This is a genomic window from Thioclava sp. DLFJ4-1 (assembly GCF_002020145.1).
GTDB lineage: Bacteria > Pseudomonadota > Alphaproteobacteria > Rhodobacterales > Rhodobacteraceae > Thioclava > Thioclava sediminum.
The window spans coordinates 581,504-604,139 of the sequence record NZ_MPZT01000002.1; the positions used below are offsets into that span (position 1 = coordinate 581,504).

Annotated in this window: 20 protein-coding genes and 1 tRNA gene; 7 read left to right on the forward strand and 14 right to left on the reverse strand. The window is 62.7% G+C overall.

Going from position 1 to position 22,636, the window contains the following annotated elements; genetic code table 11:
• Nucleotides 1-107 precede the first annotated feature (107 nt).
• Complete coding sequence (locus BMI85_RS07960) at nt 108-3,227, forward strand: valine--tRNA ligase (RefSeq protein WP_078600661.1); 3,120 nt, start codon at nt 108-110, stop codon at nt 3,225-3,227.
• Nucleotides 3,228-3,427: 200 nt separating this feature from the next.
• Here BMI85_RS07960 and BMI85_RS07965 read toward each other — a convergent pair whose 3' ends face one another.
• Nucleotides 3,428-4,723 (reverse strand): MFS transporter, encoded by a 1,296-nt coding sequence (locus tag BMI85_RS07965; RefSeq protein ID WP_078600663.1) that lies wholly within the window; start codon nt 4,721-4,723, stop codon nt 3,428-3,430.
• A gap of 138 nt (nt 4,724-4,861) precedes the next feature.
• Between BMI85_RS07965 and BMI85_RS07970 the strand changes: the two genes are divergently transcribed.
• A complete protein-coding gene (locus BMI85_RS07970; protein WP_078600665.1) occupies nt 4,862-5,971 on the forward strand; it encodes a pyridoxal phosphate-dependent aminotransferase in 1,110 nt (369 codons plus the stop codon).
• Between the two features lie 135 nt (nt 5,972-6,106).
• The gene (locus BMI85_RS07975; RefSeq protein ID WP_078522440.1) at nt 6,107-6,313 is read left to right on the forward strand and encodes a hypothetical protein; all 207 of its coding nucleotides are present in this window, start codon (nt 6,107-6,109) and stop codon (nt 6,311-6,313) included.
• Here the strand turns inward: BMI85_RS07975 and BMI85_RS07980 are convergent.
• The gene (locus BMI85_RS07980) at nt 6,304-7,515 is read right to left on the reverse strand and encodes an aminotransferase class V-fold PLP-dependent enzyme (protein ID WP_078600667.1); all 1,212 of its coding nucleotides are present in this window, start codon (nt 7,513-7,515) and stop codon (nt 6,304-6,306) included. The two genes, BMI85_RS07975 and BMI85_RS07980, sit on opposite strands and share 10 nt — an antisense overlap.
• A 196-nt stretch (nt 7,516-7,711) precedes the next feature.
• On the opposite strand from BMI85_RS07980, the gene BMI85_RS07985 reads away from it, so the two are divergent.
• From BMI85_RS07985 to BMI85_RS07995, 3 genes are all read left to right on the forward strand, one after another.
• Nucleotides 7,712-9,412 carry an ABC transporter ATP-binding protein gene (locus BMI85_RS07985; RefSeq protein WP_078600669.1) on the forward strand — a complete coding sequence of 567 codons (1,701 nt, stop codon included), beginning with the start codon at nt 7,712-7,714 and terminating at the stop codon, nt 9,410-9,412.
• A 50-nt stretch (nt 9,413-9,462) separates the two neighbouring features.
• Nucleotides 9,463-10,194 (forward strand): folate-binding protein YgfZ, encoded by a 732-nt coding sequence (locus tag BMI85_RS07990; protein WP_078600671.1) that lies wholly within the window; start codon nt 9,463-9,465, stop codon nt 10,192-10,194.
• A 399-nt stretch (nt 10,195-10,593) separates the two neighbouring features.
• A complete protein-coding gene (locus BMI85_RS07995; RefSeq protein WP_075773874.1) occupies nt 10,594-10,926 on the forward strand; it encodes a DUF6280 family protein in 333 nt (110 codons plus the stop codon).
• A gap of 214 nt (nt 10,927-11,140) precedes the next feature.
• On the opposite strand, the gene BMI85_RS08000 is transcribed toward BMI85_RS07995, so the two are convergent.
• The 3 genes from BMI85_RS08000 to BMI85_RS08010 form a co-directional block, all read right to left on the reverse strand.
• Nucleotides 11,141-12,439 carry a hypothetical protein gene (locus tag BMI85_RS08000; RefSeq protein ID WP_078600672.1) on the reverse strand — a complete coding sequence of 433 codons (1,299 nt, stop codon included), beginning with the start codon at nt 12,437-12,439 and terminating at the stop codon, nt 11,141-11,143.
• Nucleotides 12,440-12,582: 143 nt separating this feature from the next.
• Complete coding sequence (locus BMI85_RS08005; protein ID WP_078542289.1) at nt 12,583-13,944, reverse strand: TolC family outer membrane protein; 1,362 nt, start codon at nt 13,942-13,944, stop codon at nt 12,583-12,585.
• Nucleotides 13,945-14,080: 136 nt separating this feature from the next.
• Nucleotides 14,081-14,731 carry a protein-L-isoaspartate O-methyltransferase gene (locus BMI85_RS08010; RefSeq protein ID WP_078549127.1) on the reverse strand — a complete coding sequence of 217 codons (651 nt, stop codon included), beginning with the start codon at nt 14,729-14,731 and terminating at the stop codon, nt 14,081-14,083.
• Nucleotides 14,732-14,925: 194 nt separating this feature from the next.
• On the opposite strand from BMI85_RS08010, the gene BMI85_RS08015 reads away from it, so the two are divergent.
• Nucleotides 14,926-14,999, forward strand: a tRNA-Cys gene (locus BMI85_RS08015).
• A 68-nt stretch (nt 15,000-15,067) separates the two neighbouring features.
• Here BMI85_RS08015 and BMI85_RS08020 read toward each other — a convergent pair.
• The 9 genes from BMI85_RS08020 to BMI85_RS08060 form a co-directional block, all read right to left on the reverse strand.
• A complete protein-coding gene (locus BMI85_RS08020) occupies nt 15,068-16,099 on the reverse strand; it encodes a tyrosine-type recombinase/integrase (RefSeq protein WP_078522433.1) in 1,032 nt (343 codons plus the stop codon).
• Nucleotides 16,096-16,287, reverse strand: a complete 192-nt coding sequence (locus BMI85_RS08025) for a hypothetical protein (protein ID WP_078549130.1) — start codon at nt 16,285-16,287, stop codon at nt 16,096-16,098. The genes BMI85_RS08020 and BMI85_RS08025 overlap by 4 nt, the downstream gene beginning before the upstream one ends.
• A 647-nt stretch (nt 16,288-16,934) precedes the next feature.
• The gene (locus BMI85_RS08030) at nt 16,935-17,627 is read right to left on the reverse strand and encodes an ABC transporter ATP-binding protein (protein WP_078549132.1); all 693 of its coding nucleotides are present in this window, start codon (nt 17,625-17,627) and stop codon (nt 16,935-16,937) included.
• Between the two features lies 1 nt (nt 17,628).
• Entirely contained in the window at nt 17,629-18,762 is a 1,134-nt protein-coding gene (locus BMI85_RS08035; protein WP_078600674.1) for an ABC transporter permease, read from the reverse strand.
• On the reverse strand, nt 18,759-19,904 hold the full coding sequence (locus BMI85_RS08040) for an efflux RND transporter periplasmic adaptor subunit (RefSeq protein WP_078549136.1): 1,146 nt from the start codon (nt 19,902-19,904) through the stop codon (nt 18,759-18,761). Before BMI85_RS08040 ends, BMI85_RS08035 begins: the two co-directional genes overlap by 4 nt.
• A gap of 3 nt (nt 19,905-19,907) precedes the next feature.
• Complete coding sequence (locus tag BMI85_RS08045; protein WP_246832514.1) at nt 19,908-20,453, reverse strand: TetR family transcriptional regulator; 546 nt, start codon at nt 20,451-20,453, stop codon at nt 19,908-19,910.
• 199 nt (nt 20,454-20,652) lie between these two features.
• Nucleotides 20,653-21,195: a DUF2478 domain-containing protein gene (locus BMI85_RS08050; RefSeq protein WP_078549140.1), complete on the reverse strand. Its 543-nt coding sequence runs from the start codon at nt 21,193-21,195 to the stop codon at nt 20,653-20,655.
• A gap of 10 nt (nt 21,196-21,205) precedes the next feature.
• On the reverse strand, nt 21,206-21,826 hold the full coding sequence (locus BMI85_RS08055; protein ID WP_078522426.1) for a carbonic anhydrase: 621 nt from the start codon (nt 21,824-21,826) through the stop codon (nt 21,206-21,208).
• An 11-nt stretch (nt 21,827-21,837) separates the two neighbouring features.
• A complete protein-coding gene (locus tag BMI85_RS08060; protein WP_078600676.1) occupies nt 21,838-22,632 on the reverse strand; it encodes a peptidylprolyl isomerase in 795 nt (264 codons plus the stop codon).
• Between the last annotated feature and the right edge of the window lie 4 nt (nt 22,633-22,636).

Here is a 22,636-nt window from a genome sequence, read left to right on the forward strand (position 1 = left end):
TGTTGACCCGATCGTGCCCGCCGCGCTTTTTGGACCGGCGCGCACGGGGTTTTCCTTGTCGCCTGCGCGGGCTAAACAGCCCTCAAGCCGAGCCAAGGATGCCTGACATGACGATGGACAAGACTTTCGATGCCGCGAGCGCCGAGCCGCGGATCTACGCGAAATGGGAAGAGGCCGGAGCCTTCAAGGCCGGGGCCAACGCATCGCGTGACGAGACCTTCTGCGTGATGATCCCGCCGCCCAACGTGACGGGCGCGCTGCATGTGGGCCACGCCTTCAACAACACCGTGCAGGATATCCTCGTGCGCTGGCACCGGATGCGCGGTTTCGACACGCTCTGGCAGCCGGGTCAGGACCATGCGGGCATCGCGACCCAGCTGATGGTCGAGAAGGAACTGGCAAAGACCCAGCAGCCCAAGCGTGTGGAGCTGGGCCGCGAGAAATTCCTCGAGAAGGTCTGGGAGTGGAAGGGCGAATACGGCTCGACCATCATCAACCAGCTCAAGCGTCTGGGGTCATCCTGCGACTGGTCGCGCAACGCCTTCACCATGTCGGGTGCGCCCGGTGCGCCGGAAGGCAACGAGGGCAACTTCCATGACGCCGTGATCAAGGTCTTCGTCGACATGTACGAGAAGGGCCTGATCTATCGCGGCAAGCGCCTGGTGAACTGGGATCCCCATTTCGAGACCGCGATCTCCGATCTGGAAGTGGAGAATATCGAAGTCGCCGGTCACATGTGGCACTTCAAATACCCGCTCGCAGGCGGTGAAACCTACACCTATGTCGAGAAGGACGAGGACGGGAATGTCCTCTTCACCGAAGAGCGCGATTACATCTCGATCGCGACCACCCGTCCCGAAACGATGCTGGGCGACGGTGCGGTTGCGGTTCATCCCTCGGATGAGCGTTACGCGCCGATCGTCGGCAAGCTTTGCGAGATTCCGGTGGGCCCGAAAGAGCATCGCCGCCTGATCCCGATCATCACCGATCAATATCCGGACCCGGACTTCGGCTCGGGCGCGGTGAAGATCACCGGCGCGCATGATTTCAACGACTACATGGTCGCCAAGCGCGGCGGCATTCCGATGTATCGCCTGATGGACACCAAGGGCGCGATGCGCGCCGACGGGCTGTCCTACGAGGAATGCGCGGCCCGTGCGATGGACATCTCGAAAGGGGCCGAGTTCACCGAGGCCGAGATCGACGCACTCAACCTCGTGCCCGAGGAACTGCGCGGGCTCGACCGGTTCGAGGCGCGTGAAGCCGTGATCCGTCAGATCACCGAAGAAGGCCTCGCGGTGACGACTACGAAGACAGTCACCGACGAAGACGGCAACGAGACGGAGACCACCGTTCCGTATGTCGAAGACAAGCCGATCATGCAGCCCTTCGGCGATCGCTCGAAAGTGGTGATCGAGCCGATGCTGACCGATCAGTGGTTCGTCGATGCCGAGAAGATCGTGGGTAAGGCGCTGGATGCGGTGCGCAACGGCGACACCGTCATCATGCCGGAAGCCGGCGAGAAGACCTATTTCCACTGGCTGGAAAACATCGAGCCGTGGTGCATCTCGCGCCAGCTCTGGTGGGGCCACCAGATCCCCGTCTGGTACGGTCTGGACATGGAAGCGCCCGACTTCCGCGATGACGAGGGCGACGGCACGATCGACCTCGTGGAGATGGGCCGCCTGCTCGTCGAGACCAAGATGGTGCATCGCGACGACCGCTATCACTGCGCCTCCGATTTCGAGAGCGTCATCGGCTGGTTCAAGGCGCAGAACGCCGAACTGCCGACGCCGCTGAACGTGGCGCGCATCGTCGAGGTCGAAGACCGCCACAAGGCGATCGAAGTGCTCGCCGCGAGCCTCGCGCAATACGAGATGACCGAGGACCCGACGCAGCTCGTCTACCCGGTCTGGCGCGATGCGGATGTGCTCGACACCTGGTTCTCGTCGGGCCTCTGGCCGATCGGCACGCTCGGCTGGCCCGAGGATACCGAGGAGATGCGCAAGTATTTCCCGACCGATGTCCTCGTGACCGGCTTCGACATCCTGTTCTTCTGGGTGGCGCGGATGATGATGATGCAGCTGGCCGTCATGGATCAGGTGCCCTTCCACACCGTCTACCTGCACCAGCTCGTCCGCGACGAGAAGGGCAAGAAGATGTCGAAGACGACGGGCAACGTGATCGACCCGCTCGAGATCATCGACGCTTACGGCGCGGATGCGCTGCGCTTCACCAATACCGCGATGGCGGCGATGGGCGGCGTGCTGAAGCTGTCCGAGGAGCGCATCAAGGGTTACCGGAACTTCGGCACGAAGATCTGGAACGCGACGCGCTTCGCCGAGATGAACGGCGTGTTCGAAGGGCCGGTCGTGACCGAGATCCCGCAGCCCACACACACGGTGAACCGCTGGATCATCGGCGAGACCGCGAAGATCCGCGAGCAGGTGGACGAGGCCTTCGCCGCCTATCGCTTCAACGACGCGGCACTGGGGCTTTACGGCTTCGTCTGGGGCAAGGTCTGCGACTGGTATGTCGAATTCGCCAAGCCTCTGTTCGATGGCGAGCATGCGGAGGAAACCCGCGCCACGATGCGCTGGGTGCTCGACCAGTGCTACACGCTGCTGCACCCGATCATGCCCTTCATCACCGAAGAGCTCTGGGAGCTGACCGCACCGCAGGGCGATCGCGCGAAGATGCTCGTCCATGCCGACTGGCCGGATTACAAAGCCGCCGATCTGGTGGACGAGGCCGCCGACCGCGAGATGAACTGGGTGATCGAACTGATCGAGGCGATCCGCTCCTCGCGCACCCAGATGGGCGTACCGGTGGGTCTGAAACTGCCGATGGTTCTGGCCGAAGCCGATGACTCCGCGCGCGCAGCCCTCGCCAATAACGAGGCGCTGATCTTCAAGCTGGCGCGCATCGAGAGCATCACCGAGGCACCGATCCCGAAAGGCGCGATCTCGATCCCGGCGCAGGGCGCGCTGTTCGGGCTACCGCTGGAAGGCGTGATCGACATCGCCAAGGAGAAGGCGCGTCTGGAAAAGGCTCTGGGCAAGATGGAGAAGGAAATCGGCGGCATGAAGGGCCGTCTGAACAATCCGAAATTCATCGCCAATGCCGATCCCGAGGTGGTCGTGGAAACCCGCGAGAACCTCGCCCGCGCCGAGGAAGAGGCCGAGAAGGTCCGTCAGGCCGTGGCGCGTCTGGCCGAGATGGGCTGAAGAACCGGCGCGGCCCAAACAGTGTTTAGGGCCGCGCCCGACCCTTGGGTGGGCGCTTCAGGACATATGTGGTCATCGCTTTATCTCGAAAGCCCGCAAGTCACCCGTGCCCGCGCTGGCATCGCCAATGCGCCCTCCCGGGGGGAGGGTCGGGCGCGGCCCGGGGCTGGTCGCCCCGCGCCATGAGCTGAGCGGAGACCTTACTCCGACACTTCCTTCATCGTGAAGGCCACGCCCGAGGCGACCACGCAGATCCCCGCATAGACGATCAGCACCATTTCCGGCCCCGCCATCGCCAGCGCCGAACTTGCCGCCCCGAAGGCCAGCAGCATCACCCCCACGGTCGTGTTCGACACCGCCGTATAGGCCGCGCGGTCATCCCTGGGCGACATGTCCACCAGATAGGTCGAGCGGCCCAGCCGCACCCCCTGATAGCCGATCATCAGCCCGAACAGCGCCACCGGAGAGGCCCAGATCGTGCCCATCAGCCCCGACCAGCCCAGTACCACCGCCAGCGCCAGAAACGCGGCCGCGACCAGCCCGGTGAAGATCAGCACCTTGCGTGAGGACCGATCCGCCAGCCGCCCCCAGATATAGGAGCTCACCAGCGAGGCCAGCGCCGAGGCCAGCACCATCGCCCCCAGCGCGCCGAACCGGTTATCGCCCGCCTGCGCCGCGAGCAGCACGATATAGGGCGGCGCCAGCGCGGTCGGCAGCAGCAGCACCCGCGCGATCACGAACTTGCCCAGATCGGCGTCCTTCCACAGCAGGCTCAGCTCGGACAGGCCGATGCTGGCCTTATCCTCGCCCGGCTGGTCTTCTTCCGTCAGCGTGGAGAACAGCGCCGCCGACGCGATCCACAGCACGGCCGCCAGCGAGATCGCCCCGATCACGAGGCTCATCCGCTCCACCACGCCGCTCATCAGAATGATCGCGAACAGGATCACCCCGGCGGCAGAGACGCTCGTCGCGATCCCGGTCGTCGTGCCGCGCCGCGTCCGGTCGACCGTCTTGCCCAGCACATCCTTGTAGCTCACCGAGGACAGCGAGCGCGCAATGGCCAGCACGCCCAGCGCCACTAGCATCGCAAGTCCCGCGGCCATCCCCTGCATCGTCAGCGCGATCACCACGATCGCCGCCGCAGCCAGCCCCTGGATCAAGCTCCCCGCCGCCCAGGCCCATTTGCGCTGCGGCATCTGGCGCACATGCGGCGCGGTGAACAGCTGCGGCAGCAGAGAGCCCGCCTCGCGCACCGGCACCAGCCAGCTGACAAGCGCGGCGGGCGCACCGACGGCCTGCATCAGCCAGCTCAGCACCAGTTTCGGATCGATCAGCCCGTCGGCGAGCTTCGTCATCGACAGCGAGCCGACATGACGCAGGAAACTGCCGGGTTCGTGCTTCGCCGCGCTGTCGCTGAGCTCTTTTACGTTCCCCGGCGCATCTCCGGTCAGGGTCTCGAACAGGGAGGTGGAGAAAGAGGTGTCGCTGGCGCTCATCGGCTGGCTTCCCGAACTTATGTCATTTCACGATATTACGCGGGGAAAAGCGTTTGGCCCAGTCCCCGGTTCCGCCGCGATCGCGCCAACCGACGCGCCCTCTTGCCGCACCCGCGCTTTGCGCTTACGCCTGTAGCCATGACCGGACCCCGATATACCCGCCTGATCGACAGCCTTCCCGCCACCGTGCCCTTCGTCGGGCCCGAGGAACACGAGCGCATTGCCGGCCGCCGCTTCACCGCGCGACTGGGTGCGAATGAAAACGGCTTCGGCCCCTCGCCGCGCGCGATTGCCGCGATGGCGGCGGCGGCAGGCGATATCTGGAAATACGGCGACTCGACCAGTTTCGAGCTGCGCACGGCGATTGCCGAGCATCACGGTGTCGCGGTCGAGAATGTGCTGGTCGGCGAAGGGATCGACGGGCTTCTGGGTTATCTATGCCGTCTGGTGATCGAACCCGGCGACCCGGTCGTCACCTCGGAAGGCGCCTACCCGACCTTCAACTACCACGTCGCGGGCTTTGGCGGGGTGCTGCACAAGGTGCCCTATGCCGATGACCACGAAGACCCGCAGGCGCTGATCGCGAAGGCGGCGGAGGTGGGCGCGAAGCTCGTCTATATCGCCAATCCCGACAATCCGATGGGCACCCATCACCCGCGCGAGATGATCGAGGCGATGATCGAGGCGGTGCCCGAGGGCACGCTGATGGTGCTGGACGAGGCCTATGTGGAATTCGCCGAAGACGGGACCGAGGCGCGCATCAAAGCCGACGATCCCCGCGTGATCCGGATGCGCACCTTCTCGAAGGCGCATGGGATGGCGGGCGCGCGTGTGGGCTATGCCTTGGCCGCGCCCGAGCTGATCGCGGCCTTCGACAAGATCCGCAATCATTTCGGCATGTGCCGCATCTCTCAGGCAGGCGCGCTGGCCGCGCTGCAGGACAAAACGTGGGCCGCCTATATGCGCCTTCTGGTGGCAGGCGCGCGCGACAGGATCGACACCATCGCGCGGGCGAACGGGCTGAGCACTCTGCCCTCGGCCACGAATTTCGTCGCCGTCGACTGCGGGCAGGACGGTGAGTTCGCGCGGGCTGTACTGCAGGAACTGGATGCGCGCGCGGTGTTCGTGCGGATGCCTTTCGTCGCCCCGCAAAATCGCTGCATCCGGGTTTCAGTCGGGCCGGAGGCCGAGCTCGACGCCTTCGCCGCGGCTCTGCCCGACGCGCTGAAAGCCGCCCGCGCGCGCTGAGCTGCGCGCCCTCTCGGACACAATTCCGCCGATCAAATCGGCAAAAAAGCACCGGCGTCGGCGCGTCTCGCCGCAAGGTGAGTTGCGCCGACTCGGGGGCGCGCCCATGTTTTGCTCAACAACAGGAGCAGACCCATGAGCCGCAAGACTCGCAACGCCCGTATCGCAATGCTTAGCCCGCTGGCCTTTGCCTTGGCCTTCGGCGCTTATGCAGGCATGACCCAATCCAGCCGCGAGATGAAGCTCTCGACGTCGCGCACCGAAGCCCCGCAAATCTCGCGCGAAGCTTCGGAAGAGGTCGAACAGCTCACAGACTGGCTGGAGCGTCACGGTCAGGCCTGACCGGCGCCTTTCGCAATCGCGCCAGCCGCCGCGGCGATGCCGCCGGGGTTGTGCGGGATTTTCAGCGCCTGCATCCCGGCCTCCATCGTCGCCAGCGCACCCAGCGTCATATGGGCGTTCACGTGGCCCATATGGGCGACACGCAGGAAATCGTTGGCCTCGGGAGTACCGGGTTCGGCCATCCCGAGCCCGATGCCCAGCGTCACCCCCGCCTCGCGTTCGAGCCAGCTGCGCAGCCGCTGGGCGTTGCCCGCCCCGATCCGCGCCGCCGTCACCGAATGGGCGCGATGGGCCGGGTTCGCGATGTTGAGCGCGATGTCGCCCTCCTGCCCCCAGGTCTCGAAAGCCGCCCAGACGGCGGAGGCGAGCGTCGCGTGACGCGCCCAGATATGGGTCAGCCCCTCTTCCTCGAGGATCATCTTAAGCGATTCATCGAGGCCAAAGAGGTGATGGGTCGGCGAGGTGCCCCCGAAATACTGATAGACCATTTCGGGGAAGGCGCGCGGCTGCCAGTCCCAATAGGGGGTGACCATATCGGCCTCGCGGCTGGCGGCCAGCGCCTTGTCGGAGAACCAGACGAAGCCCAGACCGGGCGGCACCATCAGGCCCTTCTGGCTGGCGGCGACCATCACGTCGACGCCCCAATCGTCCATCCGGAACTCGTCGCATCCCAGAGAGGCGATGCAATCGACCATCAAGAGCGCCGGGTGACCCGCCGCGTCGATCGCCGCGCGGATCGCCGGCACGTCGTTGACCACCGAGGTCGCGGTATCGACATGGGTGAGCAGCACGGCCTTGATTTCGTGGGTCTTGTCGGCCCGCAGCGCCTCTTCGACCTTTGCAGGATCGGCGGGGGCCTTGATGCCGAATTCCAGCCGCTGAACGTCCACGCCCATCGTGGCCGCGTTGCGCGCCCAGATATTGCCGAAGCGCCCGGTCACGAGGCTCAGCGCCTTGTCGCCGCGCGAGAACACGTTGGAGATCGACGCCTCCCAAGCGCCGTGCCCGTTGGCGATATAGATCGCGACATGGGACGAGGACATCGCCACCCGACGCAGGTTCGCCGCGACCCGCGCCGCGATCTCCTCGATCTCGCCTTCATAGATATTGGGCGCGGGACGATGCATCGCGGCCAGAACACGGTCAGGCATCGTCGAGGGGCCGGGAATGGCGAGGTAGGGGCGACCTTGGGCAAGGCTCATCGGGTATCTCCGTCTGGCACAACGGACAATCGGTAATCCCGCCCGCCCGCCGCGTCAATCTCGCGCCCGGCTTGCACGTGCCCCCCGTCTCGCGGTAATTCACGGGCTTAACCGCGTGCCGAATGGCGCGCCTATCGCATGGTGCCTCGTGGCCAAGACTGCAAATCCTTACACGTCGAAACACCTCGCGGGCCGTATGTGGCGCGATTATCTGCTCAAGCACTGGCCGATGATCGGTGTGTCGATGGTCCTTCTTATGATCGAAGGCTCGACGCTGGGCGCGCTGAGCTGGATGCTCAAGCCGCTCTTCGACAAGGTCTTCGTGCAAGGCGAAAGCGATCTGATCTGGTGGGTCGGCGCCGCGATCTTCGGGCTGTTCCTGATCCGCGCCGTGACCTCGGTGGCCTCGCGCACGGTGATGACGAGCGTCTCGCTGCGCACCTCTAGCGATATGCAGATCGACCTGTTCCGGCACATGCTGCGGCTCGACCAGCATTTCTATCAGGCCAACCCGCCCGGCGCGCTGATCGAACGCGTACAGGGCGACACCTCCGCCGTGCAGAACGTGTGGAAGATCTTCATCTCCAGCACCGGGCGCGACGCGGTCTCTCTGATTTCGCTGTTCGGCGTCGCGGTTGCCATCGATCCCGGCTGGACGCTGGGGGCCGTGATCGGCGCACCGCTCCTGATCCTGCCGGTCGCGATGGCGCAACGCTATATCCGCCGCAAGACACGCCAGATGCGCGAAAGCTCTTCCGAACGCGCGACCCGGCTCGACGAGGTTTTCCACGGCATCGCCGCCGTGAAGCTCAACGGGATCGAGGAATATCAGGCGGGGCGCTTCGCCCGACTCGTGAACGAAGTCCGCATCGCCCAGATCAAGACCACCTTCATCTCGGGCCTCGTGCCCGCGATGATCGACATCATCACCGGTCTCGGCTTCTTCGTGGTGCTGATCCTCGGCGGCCAGCAGATTCTGGAGGGCGAGCGCTCTGTCGGCGATTTCATGTCCTTCTTCACCGCGATGGCGCTGGCCTTCCAGCCGCTGCGCCGTCTCGCGAATTCGGCAGGTGCGTGGCAAACGGCGGCCGCGAGCCTTGAGCGGATCTATCGCCTGTTCGACACCCAACCCGCGATCACCTCGCCTGCGCAGCCTGCCGCCCTGCCCGAGACCACGCGTATCGAATTCGACGACGTGCATCTGCATTACGGCGACAAGCACGTTCTGCGCGGCCTCAGTTTCGTGGCGGAGCCCGGCCAGACCACCGCGCTTGTCGGCCCGTCGGGTGCGGGCAAGACCACCGTGTTCAACCTGCTGACCCGGCTCGTCGATCCCGATAGCGGGCGCATCACGCTGGGCGGCACGCCGCTGAACGATCTCGGCCTTGCCGAACTGCGCCAGCATTTCTCGACCGTGTCGCAGGATTCCGCGCTGTTCGACGAGACGATCCGCGAGAATGTCCTGCTCGGGCAGCAGGAGGTCGACCCCGACCATATCCAGACCGCGCTCGAAGCCGCCCATGTGACGGAATTCACCGACCTTCTGCAAAACGGCATCAATACCGGCGCGGGCCCGCGTGGTTCGGCGCTGTCCGGCGGGCAACGACAGCGGGTCGCCATCGCGCGCGCCGTGCTGCGCGATGCGCCGATCCTGCTGCTCGACGAGGCGACCTCCGCGCTCGACACCGTCTCCGAGGCCAAGGTCGCGCAGGCACTGTCCGACCTGAGCGAGGGTCGCACGACGCTGGTCATCGCCCACCGCCTGTCGACCGTGCGCAACGCCGACAAGATCGTCGTGGTGGTCGAGGGTCAGGTCGTGGAACAGGGCACGCATGACGAGTTGCTGGCCAAGGACGGACCCTATGCGGGGCTGTGCCGGATGCAGCTTCTCGATTGAGTTGGCATTCCCGTCCCGGCTGCCTACATGGGCGGGGAAAGGAGACCTCTATGGCCGAGCGCATTCTCTACGAGATCACCGGTGCGGATCGCGAGCACTTCCTGCAAGGGCTGGTGACGAACGATGTGAGCCACGTGAAAGACGGGCTGGTCTATACCGCCTTGCTGACGCCGCAGGGCAAATACCTTGCCGATTTCTTCCTGCTGGCGCGGGGCGAGGTGATCGTACTCGATATCGACGCCAGCATCGCCGAGGCGACAATCAAGCGGCTGAGCATGTACAAGCTGCGCGCGGATGTCGCGATCGCCCCCTCCGATCTGAAGGTCTATCGCGGCACCGGGCCCGCGCCCGAGGGCGCGCTGACCGATCCGCGCCATCCCGACATGGGCTGGCGGCTCTACGGGGACGAAGCGGGCGATGACGGCACCGATTGGGACGCGATCCGCGTTGCGCATTGCATCCCTGAGACCGGTGTCGAGCTGACCCCCGACACGTTCATCCTCGAGGCCGGGTTCGATCGGTTGGCCGGCGTGGATTTCCGCAAAGGCTGCTATGTCGGCCAGGAAGTCACCGCACGGATGAAGCACAAGACCGAGCTGCGCAAAGGCTTCGTCACGGTCGATGTCAAAGGCCCCGCCGAGCCGGGAACCGAGATCACCTCGGACGGGCGCAGCGTCGGGCGTCTTTTCACCCGTTCGGGCGATCGCGCGATCGCCTATCTGCGCCTCGGACGCGCATCGGGCGAGATGTCGGCGGGTGACGCGGTGGTCACTTATTTATGACCAGCAAGGATCAAATGTTTCGGAAAGCGCAAGCCCCATCCATGCGTTTTACGGAACATCGTGACGCGGAGGAAACGACCGCAAGAATTCCTTCGTAATACGAACGAATTCGCGTAATCTGAAGACCATCAATAGAGCGCAATTTCAATCACTTAGGAGACCATCTAGGCCTTTGTGCGTTCGCGCTTCGCAAATAGCCGGCCTTGAATTCCAGCGGCACACGCTTACTTCGCGTGCATTGCGATCCCTTGTGAGGGGCCTAGCTTTTGGTGAACGGCAAAGGTGATATGCGCCAGGCGCATACCTGCCATGTGACCCAAGGCATATCGAATCGGGGGCCGAACGGCCTAGATGGCCCTCACGCCAGGAAACGCAAGAGCAATAACAAAGGACGGAAGAATGCGCGATTTCGTTGACGGCTCGGCCTTCAATTACGAGCAGGGCCAACGAGCCCGCAAACTGTTCGCCGCTGTGGTTCTCGCGGCGCTGGATGATGCGATTGCAGACGACAAGAAATACGGCAACGGTCCCGAGCAGATCGCCCGCTGGGCACGCTCGCGCGATGGTCGTGAAGTTCTGTCCTGCGCCGGCATCGATCCGAACGAGCGCGTCGTCCGGGGTTTGATGGAATTCGTCGGCAAAGGTGTCCGCACGTCGGTCGCTCTGTCGCGCGAAGAAAGCGAACGCCGCCTCGCCGCGATTTCGGACGAGCACGAGGCCGAAGCCGCCTGATCCTGTCAGGCGCCACGGCGACAGTTGGATACACAAAACGGCGCGCCCCACAGGGCGCGCCGTTTTGAATTTCTTGGGTGTGTTTTCGCGATGATCTAAGGGGACGTCTTGCGTGCCTTGTCGGTGGCATGAGCTTCCCGGTCGATGCACGCTTTGCTGGCCGCGCAGAGCAGGGCTAAGTCGCTCTCGGGCGTCCCTGCCCGAGCATCTCCACTCAGTCCAGATCGCGGCTCATCAGAGCGCGCTGCACTTCGCGACGCACCATCTTGCGCAGGTTGCGCGTGATCTTCGCACCGAGCGCGCCTTGAAGCTCTTCGCGCAGCAGCGACGACACGAGGTGCCGAAGCTGGGTCTCGGTCATCGATTGCGCCAGCGGATGCAAGGCAGCATCGGGCTGGTCCGAGGTGGACGCAAGCTCGGCCTCGAGCGCGGCGATCTCATCCGCCTCGAAATCCTCCTCGAGCGACGCACGCAACTCCGCATAGCTGGACGTCCGCGGCTCCGGCTCCGGGGCACGCGCCCCGGCATCGCTGAGATGCAGGCGACGCGGCGGTGTGTCAGCCGCATGCTCGCTAGCCTGCACGAACTCGGGAGCACTATCAGCGCCGTCCATCTCCGGCGTGAGATCTTCCCAATCCTGCGCTGCGGTGGCGTCCTGCAGCGGGTCAGGCTCTGCCTCGGCCCCCGGCGGCACGTCGAAGCCGATCACGGCCTCGGTCCCAAAGGCCTCTTCCTCCGCGCTGATGTCTTCCGGCTCGGCCTCTGCAGGAGAGGCGTCATCGAAATCGAGCCCCGCAAGAGGATCATCCTCGGCGCTTTCAAGCGTCTCGCTGGCGATATCCGTGTCGTCTTCCGCCGCGTCGGCTTCCGGCGCTTGGGGCGCGACAAAGCCGGCCACGTCCTCCCACTCTGCGCTGGTGAAGGTCTGCTCCGGATCGGAGCCCTGATCCCAAACCGGCGTAAAACTTTCGGGCAATTCGGTCAGCGGCGCGGTGCCTGCCGGTTCGAACGCGTCGCCCGTCTCGGATTCGTAATCGGCACCATCGCGCGCCACTTCCGCCTCAAGCTGGGCGAGCGAGCCCTCCAGCCGCTTGAGCTCATCGTCAAAGCTGCCCTGCGGCAATTCCGCCTCCGACGGCCAGGGCTCGGCCTCTGCATCATCGAATTCGGGTTCGAAATTCTGCGGCTTGCGACGCGCCTCGGAAAGCGGTGCGGGCTCCGCCGACCCGGCGGGCGCCTCCGACAGGTCGGCGGCGTCATCCTGCGCCTCTGCGGCTTCCTCTTCCGGCGAAACACCCGGCGCGGACCATTCGAGATCGTGGATATCGCCTTTCGACCCCGCCTGAGTGTCCGACACGAGATGCGCAGGCGTCAAAACCAGAGGATCGGGCGTCGAGCCCTCCCCTCTCGAGGTCGGATAGCTCTCGGCCACACGCGGGCTGTCCTGCGACACCAGTCGCCGGATCGATGCCAGCACATCTTCGATTTCAGGTCTGGGTCGGGTATCAGCCATGATCACTCCATCCTGCCGCGCGCACGCGCGCCTGTCCAGCCGTGACGGATCCGAAACTGCAAGGGACACCCGGAGGCTGCGATGCCTGCGCCACAGCGGCGCGGCAGGCGGGCCCGAAAGCCCGCCGAAACACCGTTCGGTCGTTACTGGCCGATGGCCTTGAGCACACGATCCAGACGCTTGCCCTGCGGGCTGAGCGTGAGGGGCGCGGTGCGGACCGAGTTGTAATAGGCCGCGGGATCATAGGTCGGAATTCCAAGCTTCAGGTTTTCTACCGTCAACAGACCCATAGCGGACAAAAGTTGATAATAAGCTACCTGCAGAGTGGCCGCCGCGTCGATCCGGCCCGCCTGCGCATCCAGCAGGTCCTGTTCAGCCGAGAGCACGTCGAGCGTGGTGCGCGCGCCCAGAAGCGCCTCTTCCTTGACGCCCTGATAGGCGGTCCGGGCTGCGGTGATCTGCTGGTCGTAAGCCGAAATCTGCGCCTTCGCGATGTCGATCGCCGCCCAGGCGTTGGCCACGTTTTGCGAGACCGTCACACCGGCCTGGCTCAGCTGCGCGCGGGCCGATTGATCGTTCGCCACGGCCTGACGCTGCGCCGAAAGAAGCGCGCCACCCGAATAGAGCGTCTGGTTCAGCTCGATCCCGGCGGATTGCGTCTGCACGCCCTGCTCTTGCTGGCGCAGGCCAAGCGAACCGGTGATTTTCGGCAGGCGATTGGCGCGGGCGTAATCCACACCGAGGTCATAGACCGCGACGGTGTGCTGCAGCTGCTTGATGCTCGGATGGGTGCGCAGCGCGATGTCACGTGCAGCGTCGAGCGAGCCCGGCAGAGACGGACGCTTCGGGAAAGCCGCGAGGTTGCTCGGATAGTGGCCAGTGGCCGCCTTGTAGGCCTCGCGTGCGGAGCGCAGGTTGCCCTGTGCCGCAGCGAGCGAGGCGCGGGCGGACGCGAGCTGCGCCTGAGCGAGCGACACGTCGGTCTTGGTGACTTCGCCCACTTCGAAACGGTCGTTCGAAGCCTTGAGCTCTTCGTTGAGGACGCGCGCCGAATTCTGGTTGATCGCAACCTGCTCGGAGGCCGATTTCACGTCCGAATAGGCTTGGATCGCCGACAACAGCACGTTTTGCTCGACCGAGCGCAGACCCTCACGGGTGGCCAGCACGGTCTCTTTCTTCATCGAGACATTGATCTTGTTGCGACCGAAATCGAACAGCGTCATCGACGCACCGAGCGAGGTCGAGGCGCTCTGCGAGATCGCCCCCGTGGCGTCGGAATTCAGGTAATCGTAGCTCGCGGTCCATTGCAGGACCGGGCGCAGATTCGCGACCGCCTGAGCGACGTCTTCATCTGCGGCCCGCAGCGCGGCCCGGTTCTGCTCCAGCAGGTTCGAATTGCGATATGCAGAGACCAGCGCATCGGCGAGCGTCTCCGCCCCTGCCGCGACCGGCCCAAATGCGGTAGCCGCGACCAAAGCGGTCATAGTCAGAGTCTTGCGCAGCATCGAATGTCCCTCGTTTCCTGTATCGCCGCAGATGCAGGTGTTGTCCCTCTGCCGCCGGGCGCGATTACTTCAAATTCTATCGGCTCAGCGCCCGATTGCATATCCTGCAAAACAGCTAGCCTATTCGATGTGCTCCTCAGAGCACGAATTCACGCGGCTTCACGAACCCCTGGAGGACAGGTGCGGTGCCATTGAAAAGATCGCGCCAGCTCATCGCACCGTCGATCTTGTAACCGATCCGGGCGACCCCGAGGGCGCCTTCCATGAAAATTGCGGTGATCCGGCCCCCTTCTTTGAGTTGCTCGATCAGCGCCGCGGGAACGGTTTCGACCGCCCCTTCGATGAGGATCGCGTCATAGGGGCCGTGCTGTGCTGCGCCCTCGGTCAGCGCGCCGGTGACGACGGCGACATTGTCGGCCCCCGCCTCTGCCAGCGCAGCCTCTGCCTGCGATGCCATCTCTTCGTCTTCGAGCGCGACGACCGCCTCGGCCATCCGAGCGATCACGGCGGAGGAGTAGCCGAGCCCCGCGCCCACATCGAGGACCAGATCATCGGGCTGGATGTCGAGCGCATCGAGCATCTTCGCGAAATTGCGCGGTTCCAGCAGCACGCGGCCCTGCGCCAGTTCGAGGTTTTCCCCGATATAGGCGGCTTCGCGCTTGGCCGCGGGCACGAATTGCTCGCGCGGCACATGCAGCATCGCCGCGATGATCGGGAATTTGGTCACATCGCTGGGACGGACCTGCGTGTCGACCATCATGGTGCGGCGCGTAGCGAAATCTTGCATGTCGAGAACTCTTCGGTAGCAAACCCTTGTGCCCGGTTTTGCCACAGAAGCAGGGTCTGAGCAAGTTATGCGAGAGGGCCTTCGGACCTGCCCTTGCGCTCAGAGCCGACGTCGCCTGCGCACAATGCGCCAAAGGCACAACTCGCCTCTTGCGCGGGCGCTTGCGATACCGTATCTGACGCCAACACCACGGCGGCGAGTTGGCGGAGTGGTGACGCAGCGGATTGCAAATCCGTGTACACCGGTTCGATTCCGGTACTCGCCTCCAAATTTTTCAATGACTTACGTCGCGCTTTCTCGTTCAGAAATCGGATTTTGAAACAAGCGTTGAAACTTTCACGTTCCCTTCTTGTTCTGTTCCATTCGATTCCGGGCTTCTTGGGCCTGCTGTGCAAAAAGTCGCTGTCGGACCTCACCACCATATTTTTTCAGCATTTCTACGCCCGAGTGACCTGTGACGGCCTTCACCATTTCGTCGTCGCATCCAGCTAAGTAGAGCTCGATCGTCGCATTCTTGCGCAGACCGTGCGTGACATATTTCTTAGCTTGCGGATGCTTCATGCTTGCCTTCACCTTACGCATCTCCTCGGCGATCATGCGGTAGCTTACTGGCCGCCCCTTTGCATCTGTGATCACGTTAAGTCCCTTCTTCGGAACCGCAGATAGATACTCCGCCAAGCGTTCGGTGAGCGGGATCCACAACTCCTTGTCAGTTTTGCCTTGCTTAACCCGATAGACGCCCTCCGAAAGGTCGCCCCAACGGATCTTCACCACATCGCCAATGCGCTGGCCGGTCCCGATACAAAGTTCGTAAACAAGCCTTGCTCTAGCTGTTGCAACTTCTTCGAACTCTTCGCGCACATCCTGCGGCCACGGCTCCCAGCCGTCACTTTTTTGCTTCAGGAGAGGAACGCCATGCGCCGCGGTTTTGTCACCGGTTCCTTTAATAAAGCCTTTCAGTCTTGCATGGTTGAGGAGCACCACCATAACCTGAACGAGATAGTTCGCTTGGCGCCAATGATGCCTGTTCGCTTGCTGTAACTCGTAGATGTGCGTTGTTTCGATCTTAGCCGGCTCATAGTCGCCCCAAATATCTCGAATATGGCTAATATACTTGTGGTAGTCGCTTTTCGTGCGGGGAGCGAGTTTCTGAAAAGCCTCGCTTTCATAATAGCTTAGAATAAGGGCCTCAAAGTTCCTCTTGGAAGGAGCTGACTTTTCTGCCTTAAGAAGCCGATTATAATGATCCCAAAATTCTGGCGACCCCGGCTCCTCGTGCATCATCTCTGACTGGCCGCGAGCCCGGCGAATAAACCGAACATACTCACGATCTTCGTAGACATATTTAGGGAGCGCTCTCCTCGTCATTTCTTCCCCATCCTCAGATCACCGCTGAGGAAGTCATCAGGGTGTTCTTGTTCAATCTTCGTCATGTGGAGGATGACACAGCCATCTGGCTTAATCTCGATCCGCGCGCCGGCCAATCCAGCGTCGGACAATTCGCGCACAAGTGTGGCGACAAGTCTTTTCGAGTGTGCCTGGGGGCTTGTGGCCATCTTCTTTCCTAGCGATATTCCCTCTTGGGGCCTGAATTTCCGAGGTTTTGGCCCCGCATTCCCTATTGTGGTGCTTTGGGGTGAAATACCGAAGAGGTTTCGTTCCTCAATCCACAGGAAATCGTGGACAGGATGTAGCCGTTGCCTACGCCACATGGGCCCGGGCGCGGCTCTTCTGCTTCGGCGTGAGGATTAGCCTGATTGATCTGGAGCTTCGATTTTCTTTGCTCTCGACCTAGATCGGCAGCCATTCTCGTCTGAATAAACTTCGCGGATCGAGCACATGAAGCGTTCTTCAATCACGTGTTCGGAACTCGATGGAGACGTCAGACGGCATCCAATTCGAACGCCCCTGCTAAAGAAGATTTCACGACCTTGATCACGCCACGAGCGGCCTTTGTCGGGCTGCATCAGAAACGCTCCCCACTCCGACTGGTGTGCCACGCAATCACTCTGCGTCTGCAAACAAGCTGAAACGCGCGACCAACGCTAAATTCTCGGGAGAAAGCGCACCTTCATGACACTGCCCCCGAGGCGTCTTTCACGAAAGCGAATAGCACCTCCTGTTTGTGAAGAAGATGAACCTTTGCCGCGCGGCTCCAATATTCGGAAGACAAGCGAAGCAACGCCTTCTTCGCGGAAACACCTCACGCTTCGATCAGTGCCCCGTCGCGGAGATGGATCAGCCGATCGAAGCGGTCGAAGATTTTCTCGTCGTGCGTCACGGTGAGAATACAGGCTTCCTGCTCGACGGCGAGCTTTCGCAGCAAATCCATCACAAGCTGAGCCCGCACGGAATCGAGAGCAGCCGTTGGCTCGTCGGCAAGAATGATCCGTGGTCGGTTCGCTAATGCGCGCGCGATGGCAACGCGCTGCGCTTCCCCACCTGACAGATGCGCGGGCTTGACCTCGGCGCGATGTCCGACCTCGAGATAATCCAGCAATTCGCGTGCCCGTGCTTTCGCCGCCGCAGGCTTCCAGCCCGCGAGATTCAGCACCACCGAGACATTCTCTTCGGCTGTGAGGAACGGAAGCAAGTTATGCGCCTGAAAGATGAAGCCGATTTTGTCGAGACGAAGTTGACGCAGGTTGCCACGCAGCCATCGGCCGTCAAACACCGTCTCGCCATCGAGCAAGAGACGGCCTGCCGAGGGGTCAACAATGCATCCGATAATGTTGAGCAGTGTGGTCTTTCCCGAACCCGAAGGGCCGAGCATCGCCACCACCTCGCCCGCATGGATCTGCAAATCGACCACGCGCAATGCATCGACGCGTGTTTCACCCTCGCCATAATGCTTGGCTACGCCTGACACATCGACGAGAAGGTCACCAATTGCCATATCAGCCTCCAATCGCCGTCGCAGGGTCAACCTTGAGCGCGGCACGGATACCGAGCCCGGAGGCCACGATGCAGACACCAACGATGATCCCGGCAAGCACCAATGCGTTGGTGGGCTCCAGCACAACACGGCGAGGAAAACTGTCTTTCACCAGCAAAATCAAAGACAGCCCGATCGCCCAGCCGGAAATTCCCAGGATCAGAGCCTGCTGAACTATGAGACCGAGGATCGTGCGATCTGGTGCCCCGATCAGCTTGAGCGTCGCGATCTGTTTCAGCTTCTCCATCGTCATCGTGTAGATGATCAGCGCGATCACCACTGCCGAGACGGTGAGCAGGATGCCCAAGAATAGACCGATCTGGCGGCGTGCGCGATCGACGACCGATGCGAGCAACAGTTCTTCTTGCTGTGCCTGGGTCAGGGCGCCCAGATGTTTCCATTGCCTGATCGTCGCAGCCACCCGCTCAACATCGGCATCGGGCTCGATCCGTGCAATTACTGCGGCGACATTGCTGGCGTCTGGCGATGTTGCGCCACGCGCCGCGCGGACCCTCTCGGCTGCGGGATCGAGTTCGCTTTGAAGGGCCATCGCGTCGGAAAGCGTCATGAAGACCGCGGGGTCACCGCCGGAGTTCATCGCATTTTCTGTCAGCCCGACGACGGTAAACCGGTTTCGTCCGATACGGATCGTGTCGCCGACCTGAAGCGCCGACTTTCGGTCGGCCACCAGTTCGTAGTGGCTGCGCCCAAGCCCACGCCCATCAGTGATGGTGGAGGGACCTCCGGGACGACCGTGCTCGTAACCTATAACATATAGCCGAAGCGTCTGCGTCCCGTGCTGTGCCTCGATCGTCTGGTAAGTGATCGCGCCCGCGTCAGAGATCCCCGGAAGACGCGCCACCGCATCGCGCGTCGCGGAAGGTAGCGAAGACGCCTCGGCAAAGGGCCCCTGAGTATTCGCCTCAACGACCCAGAGATCTGCGCGCGGTGCTTTGACTGCCGCAAGTGCATCCGAAACAAGACCGTTATAAATCCCGATCATCGCCAGCACGACAGTCATCAGCAACCCCAACCCGAAGCAGGTCAGGACAAAGCGAAACAGGCTATGCCGGATATCCTTGAGCGCAAGATTCATTCGTCTACCTCGACTCTCACCTTTCGGCCTTCGACAGCGCCTTTGGGAACCGGCGAAACAACCTCTGCGCCTTCCGGCAGACCGTCCGTCACCTCTGCGCGGCCGAGATCGTCGCGCGCACCGAATTCCAGGGTCGCCTGCGCGAGCGCACCATCCTGCGCTATCCAGACCGTTCCCGAAGCACCGTCGAAGCCCGTGATATCGACCTCGGGCACCATCAACGCCCGATCGCGATGACCCGTCGTGACCAGAGTCTCAGCCTGTTCGCCCAGATACATTTCGGCGGGGCAATCCGCGCAGGCGAGCCAGACCTTGCGCTCCTCGTTGACGCGGTCGCTTTCCAGCCCGATCCGCACGATTTCGCCATGAAACTCTTGTTGCGGGCGCGAACGAAGACGGATGGCGCCCACCTGCCCCAGCGCAAGCTGACCCGCGCGCCCCTCGTCGATATAGGCCTGAATCCAGATCGTCTGCGGATCAATCAGGCTGAAGATCGTGTCACCCGCCTTGACCACCGTGCCGGCCTCGGCCTTGCGCGCAATGATCAAGGCATCATAGGGCGCCGCCAGAACGTGTTTTTCCAGAAGCGTGCGGGCCGATTGCAGATTAGCATCCGCTTCCGCCGCCTGAGCCCGCAGCACCATCAGCTCGGTTTCGGCCACCGCGAGATCGGCGCGCGCCACATCGAGATCGCGCTGGGTTTCCTCCGCGCTCTGCTTTGAGGCGCGATCCGTTCGTGCAAGTTCCTGCTGGCGCGTATTGGCCGCCTCGCGCTGTGACAAAACCGCCTGAGCGCGTGGCAGGGCAGCTTCCGCCTTGGCGAGCGCTGCACGTGCCGCTTCCACCCCCGCATCAGCCTGGGCAACGCGCGCCTGTTGTTCTTCGGGATGCAAACGCGCCAATTCCTGCCCAGCCATAACACGATCACCAGCATCTGCTGACAGGCTCTGCACGGCGCCCCCCAGTTCGAAGCCAACGGCGCTCAGCACACGTGCCTCAACTGTTCCCAAACCATAAATCCGGAGCGTGACATCCGTCTCTGGCGAAAGCACCGTTACCGGCAGCGGACGGTGGCGCAGCACCCAAATCCCAACCGCCAGCGCGACTGCGGCTACACCGACGACAAACCAGCTCTTACGCATCTCTCAGCCATCCTTCCTGCATTCGAGCAAGCGCAGTTGCACATCCAGCAGCGCCAGCCCGGTCTCTTCCATTGACGACGTGCGCGGCCCGAGCGCCCATCGGATCGCGGCGCCCTGGACAAGCGAGCTCAGCAGATAAGCAGCATCACGCGGCGTGAGATCGACCGATACCCGCCCCTGTGCTTGTGCGGCGGCGATGTCCGCCTCAAGCGTTTCATGGAATACGCTTAGGCGCTCCCGAAAAGCCCCGCGCAGAACTTCGTTCTCGGTCGTCAATTCTCGCGAGAACAGGAGCATTGGGATCGCCGGAGTGCGCGCGATCACCCCAAGCTGTGCCGCCACCAATGCGCGCACCCGGTCCAGCGGATCTGACACACCCTCGAGCGCTGCCTCCCAGGCTGCCGCCAGGGTGTCGGTGACATGCTCGGCGACCGCACCCCAAAGCTCCGCCTTGGACGGGAAGTGCCGGAACAGAGCCGCCTGTGTCAGCCCGATCTGTTTCGCGACCGCATTCGTAGTCACGCGATCAGGGCCGATCTGGTCGGCCATCTCGAGGACGGTCGAAACGATTTCTGCTTTTCGTAGATCTGCGGATTTTCGCATCACATGCCCATTAGTAAGTTATTGATTACTTACTAATGGGTGGCTTTCGAAACGTCAACTGGCTCTTAGAACTGAAACCAATCCCGCATTGCCAGCGACCATTGCTCTCGGAATTTGCGAAATCGAAAGCACCCTCGGTGGCCCGTCAGGCGCCCACAAGACCGCGCGCATCGTCGAACCAGTCGTTGAGCGCCTCGAGTGAGAAAGGAAGGCGACAACCATATCCGCCCGTAAACTCATCATAAGCAAGTTCGTTCAGGCCGTTGATACCAACGAGGACGGGAATTCCCTGCAGTATAGCTTCAGCAATCACCGGGCGAAACCCGCGCCCCTCGGACTCCATCTTACCGAACTTATTCACGACAAGCAGATCGGCTCCACATGCAAGGCTATGTGAAACCGCTGCGACAGAAGCCTCAAGCGCTGCAGGATCAAGGCGGCAGCCGCGAGATCCCTCGCCAAGTGATTGCGAGATCGATAACACCGGCCCGTCGGGCAAAACCTTAATATCCATATCGCAGGCATGGCTTTTGGGCCGATCAATATTGACCTGAACAACGCCGCACACGCGATGCCCTCGCGCAATCACCTGTCGGGCAAAGCGCGCCATCAGAAAGTCCACGTCGCCCCGGCCAGGGCTTTGAATAGCTGCGATAGGAAACATTTCATGTCCTTTCCAATCAATCATTCGCCAAGATTCAGCGCTGCACATCCTCACCGAAAACGCTCGCGCGCGTGATGGTGCAGTCGAGGTCAGCGAGAACCCCGTCCTTGAGCCCATAGATCAATCCGTGAACCTTGACGGGCTCTCCTGCGGTCCAAGCTTGCTGAAGAATTGGTGTCTCAGCTATGCGTCGCACACCCTCGATCACGTTGAGCTCGGCCAAACGGTCGCGCCGGGCCTCGATATTGGCCAGCTGCCCCAGATCAATCGCATAGGCGCGCGCAAGACGACGAATTGGTTCAAGCCAATGGTCCGTGAGACCGCCGAGCATCTCCTCGGTCGCAGCTTTGACACCGCCGCAGCCGTAATGACCACAAACGATAATCTCGCGAATACCAAGGCTTTCGACGGCAAATTCAAGCGCACTCAGCAAGTTCATGTCTGAAGAATGCACGACGTTGGCGACGTTCCGGTGGACGAAGACCTCGCCGGGATCAAGCCCCGCAACAACATTCGCAGGCACGCGGCTATCGGCGCAACCAACCCAGAAGAACTCCGGGTTTTGCCGCGTCGCAAGACGTGAGAAATAGCCAGGCTCCTCCGCCTTGCGGCGTTCCGACCAAGTGCGGTTGCGGGTGAAAAGATCGCTCAGCATCGCTTTCGTCCCTATGCCGCCAGATCGACCCCAGAGATATCTGCTCGTGCGGCGAGCTCCGCCACGAAGGCGCGCACTGCGCGTGTCCAGGCTGCCTTCTCCATCGCTTCGGCAATACGCGGACGCACGGTCTCGTATGGCAGTGGAGCGCCTTCGGCGACCGCATCAAGCCGGATCACATGCCAGCCGAAGCGACTGAGCACGGGCTCCGCGGTAAGCTCTCCTTCGCCAAGCGCACGCAGCGCTTTCTCGAACTCAGGAACGGTGTCGCCCGGGCCGAGCTGGCCGAGGAAGCCGCCCTCGCCGCGCGACGAGCAGTCGCTATTCTCCTTGGCTAGACGCGCAAAGCTTTTGGGTTTTTCGATCGCCTCTGTCGCCAAGGCGCGCGCGCGGGCCTCAGCTGTCTCGCGTTGCGCCTCGTTGCGCGGATCGCAGGCGATCAGTATATGCGCGGCTTCCCAAAGCGGCGGGGCGCGGAACCGCGTGGGATCACGGCTCCATTCGACTTGTAAATCCTCCTCGGAGGGAGGCGTCACCTCGACGGCATCCTCGAGAAGCGCACGGATCAGAGCCTCGTCCTCGGTCTCGATCTGTCCCGGAGCGACCTCCTGAGGGTCGACGTCAATCGCACGTTGCTCCGCTTCTTGCAGAAGAAGCGCGCGAACCGCGAGCGCATTGGCCGCCTTGCGCCAGGCAATGCCGGGTTTGTCACTCGGGCCGTTATGATGCTGGGCTTCCGCAGCAATCGCCGCGGAAGGGATAGTCTGGCCATTCACGACCACATCGGGAAAGAGCGGTTTGGTCATTGCT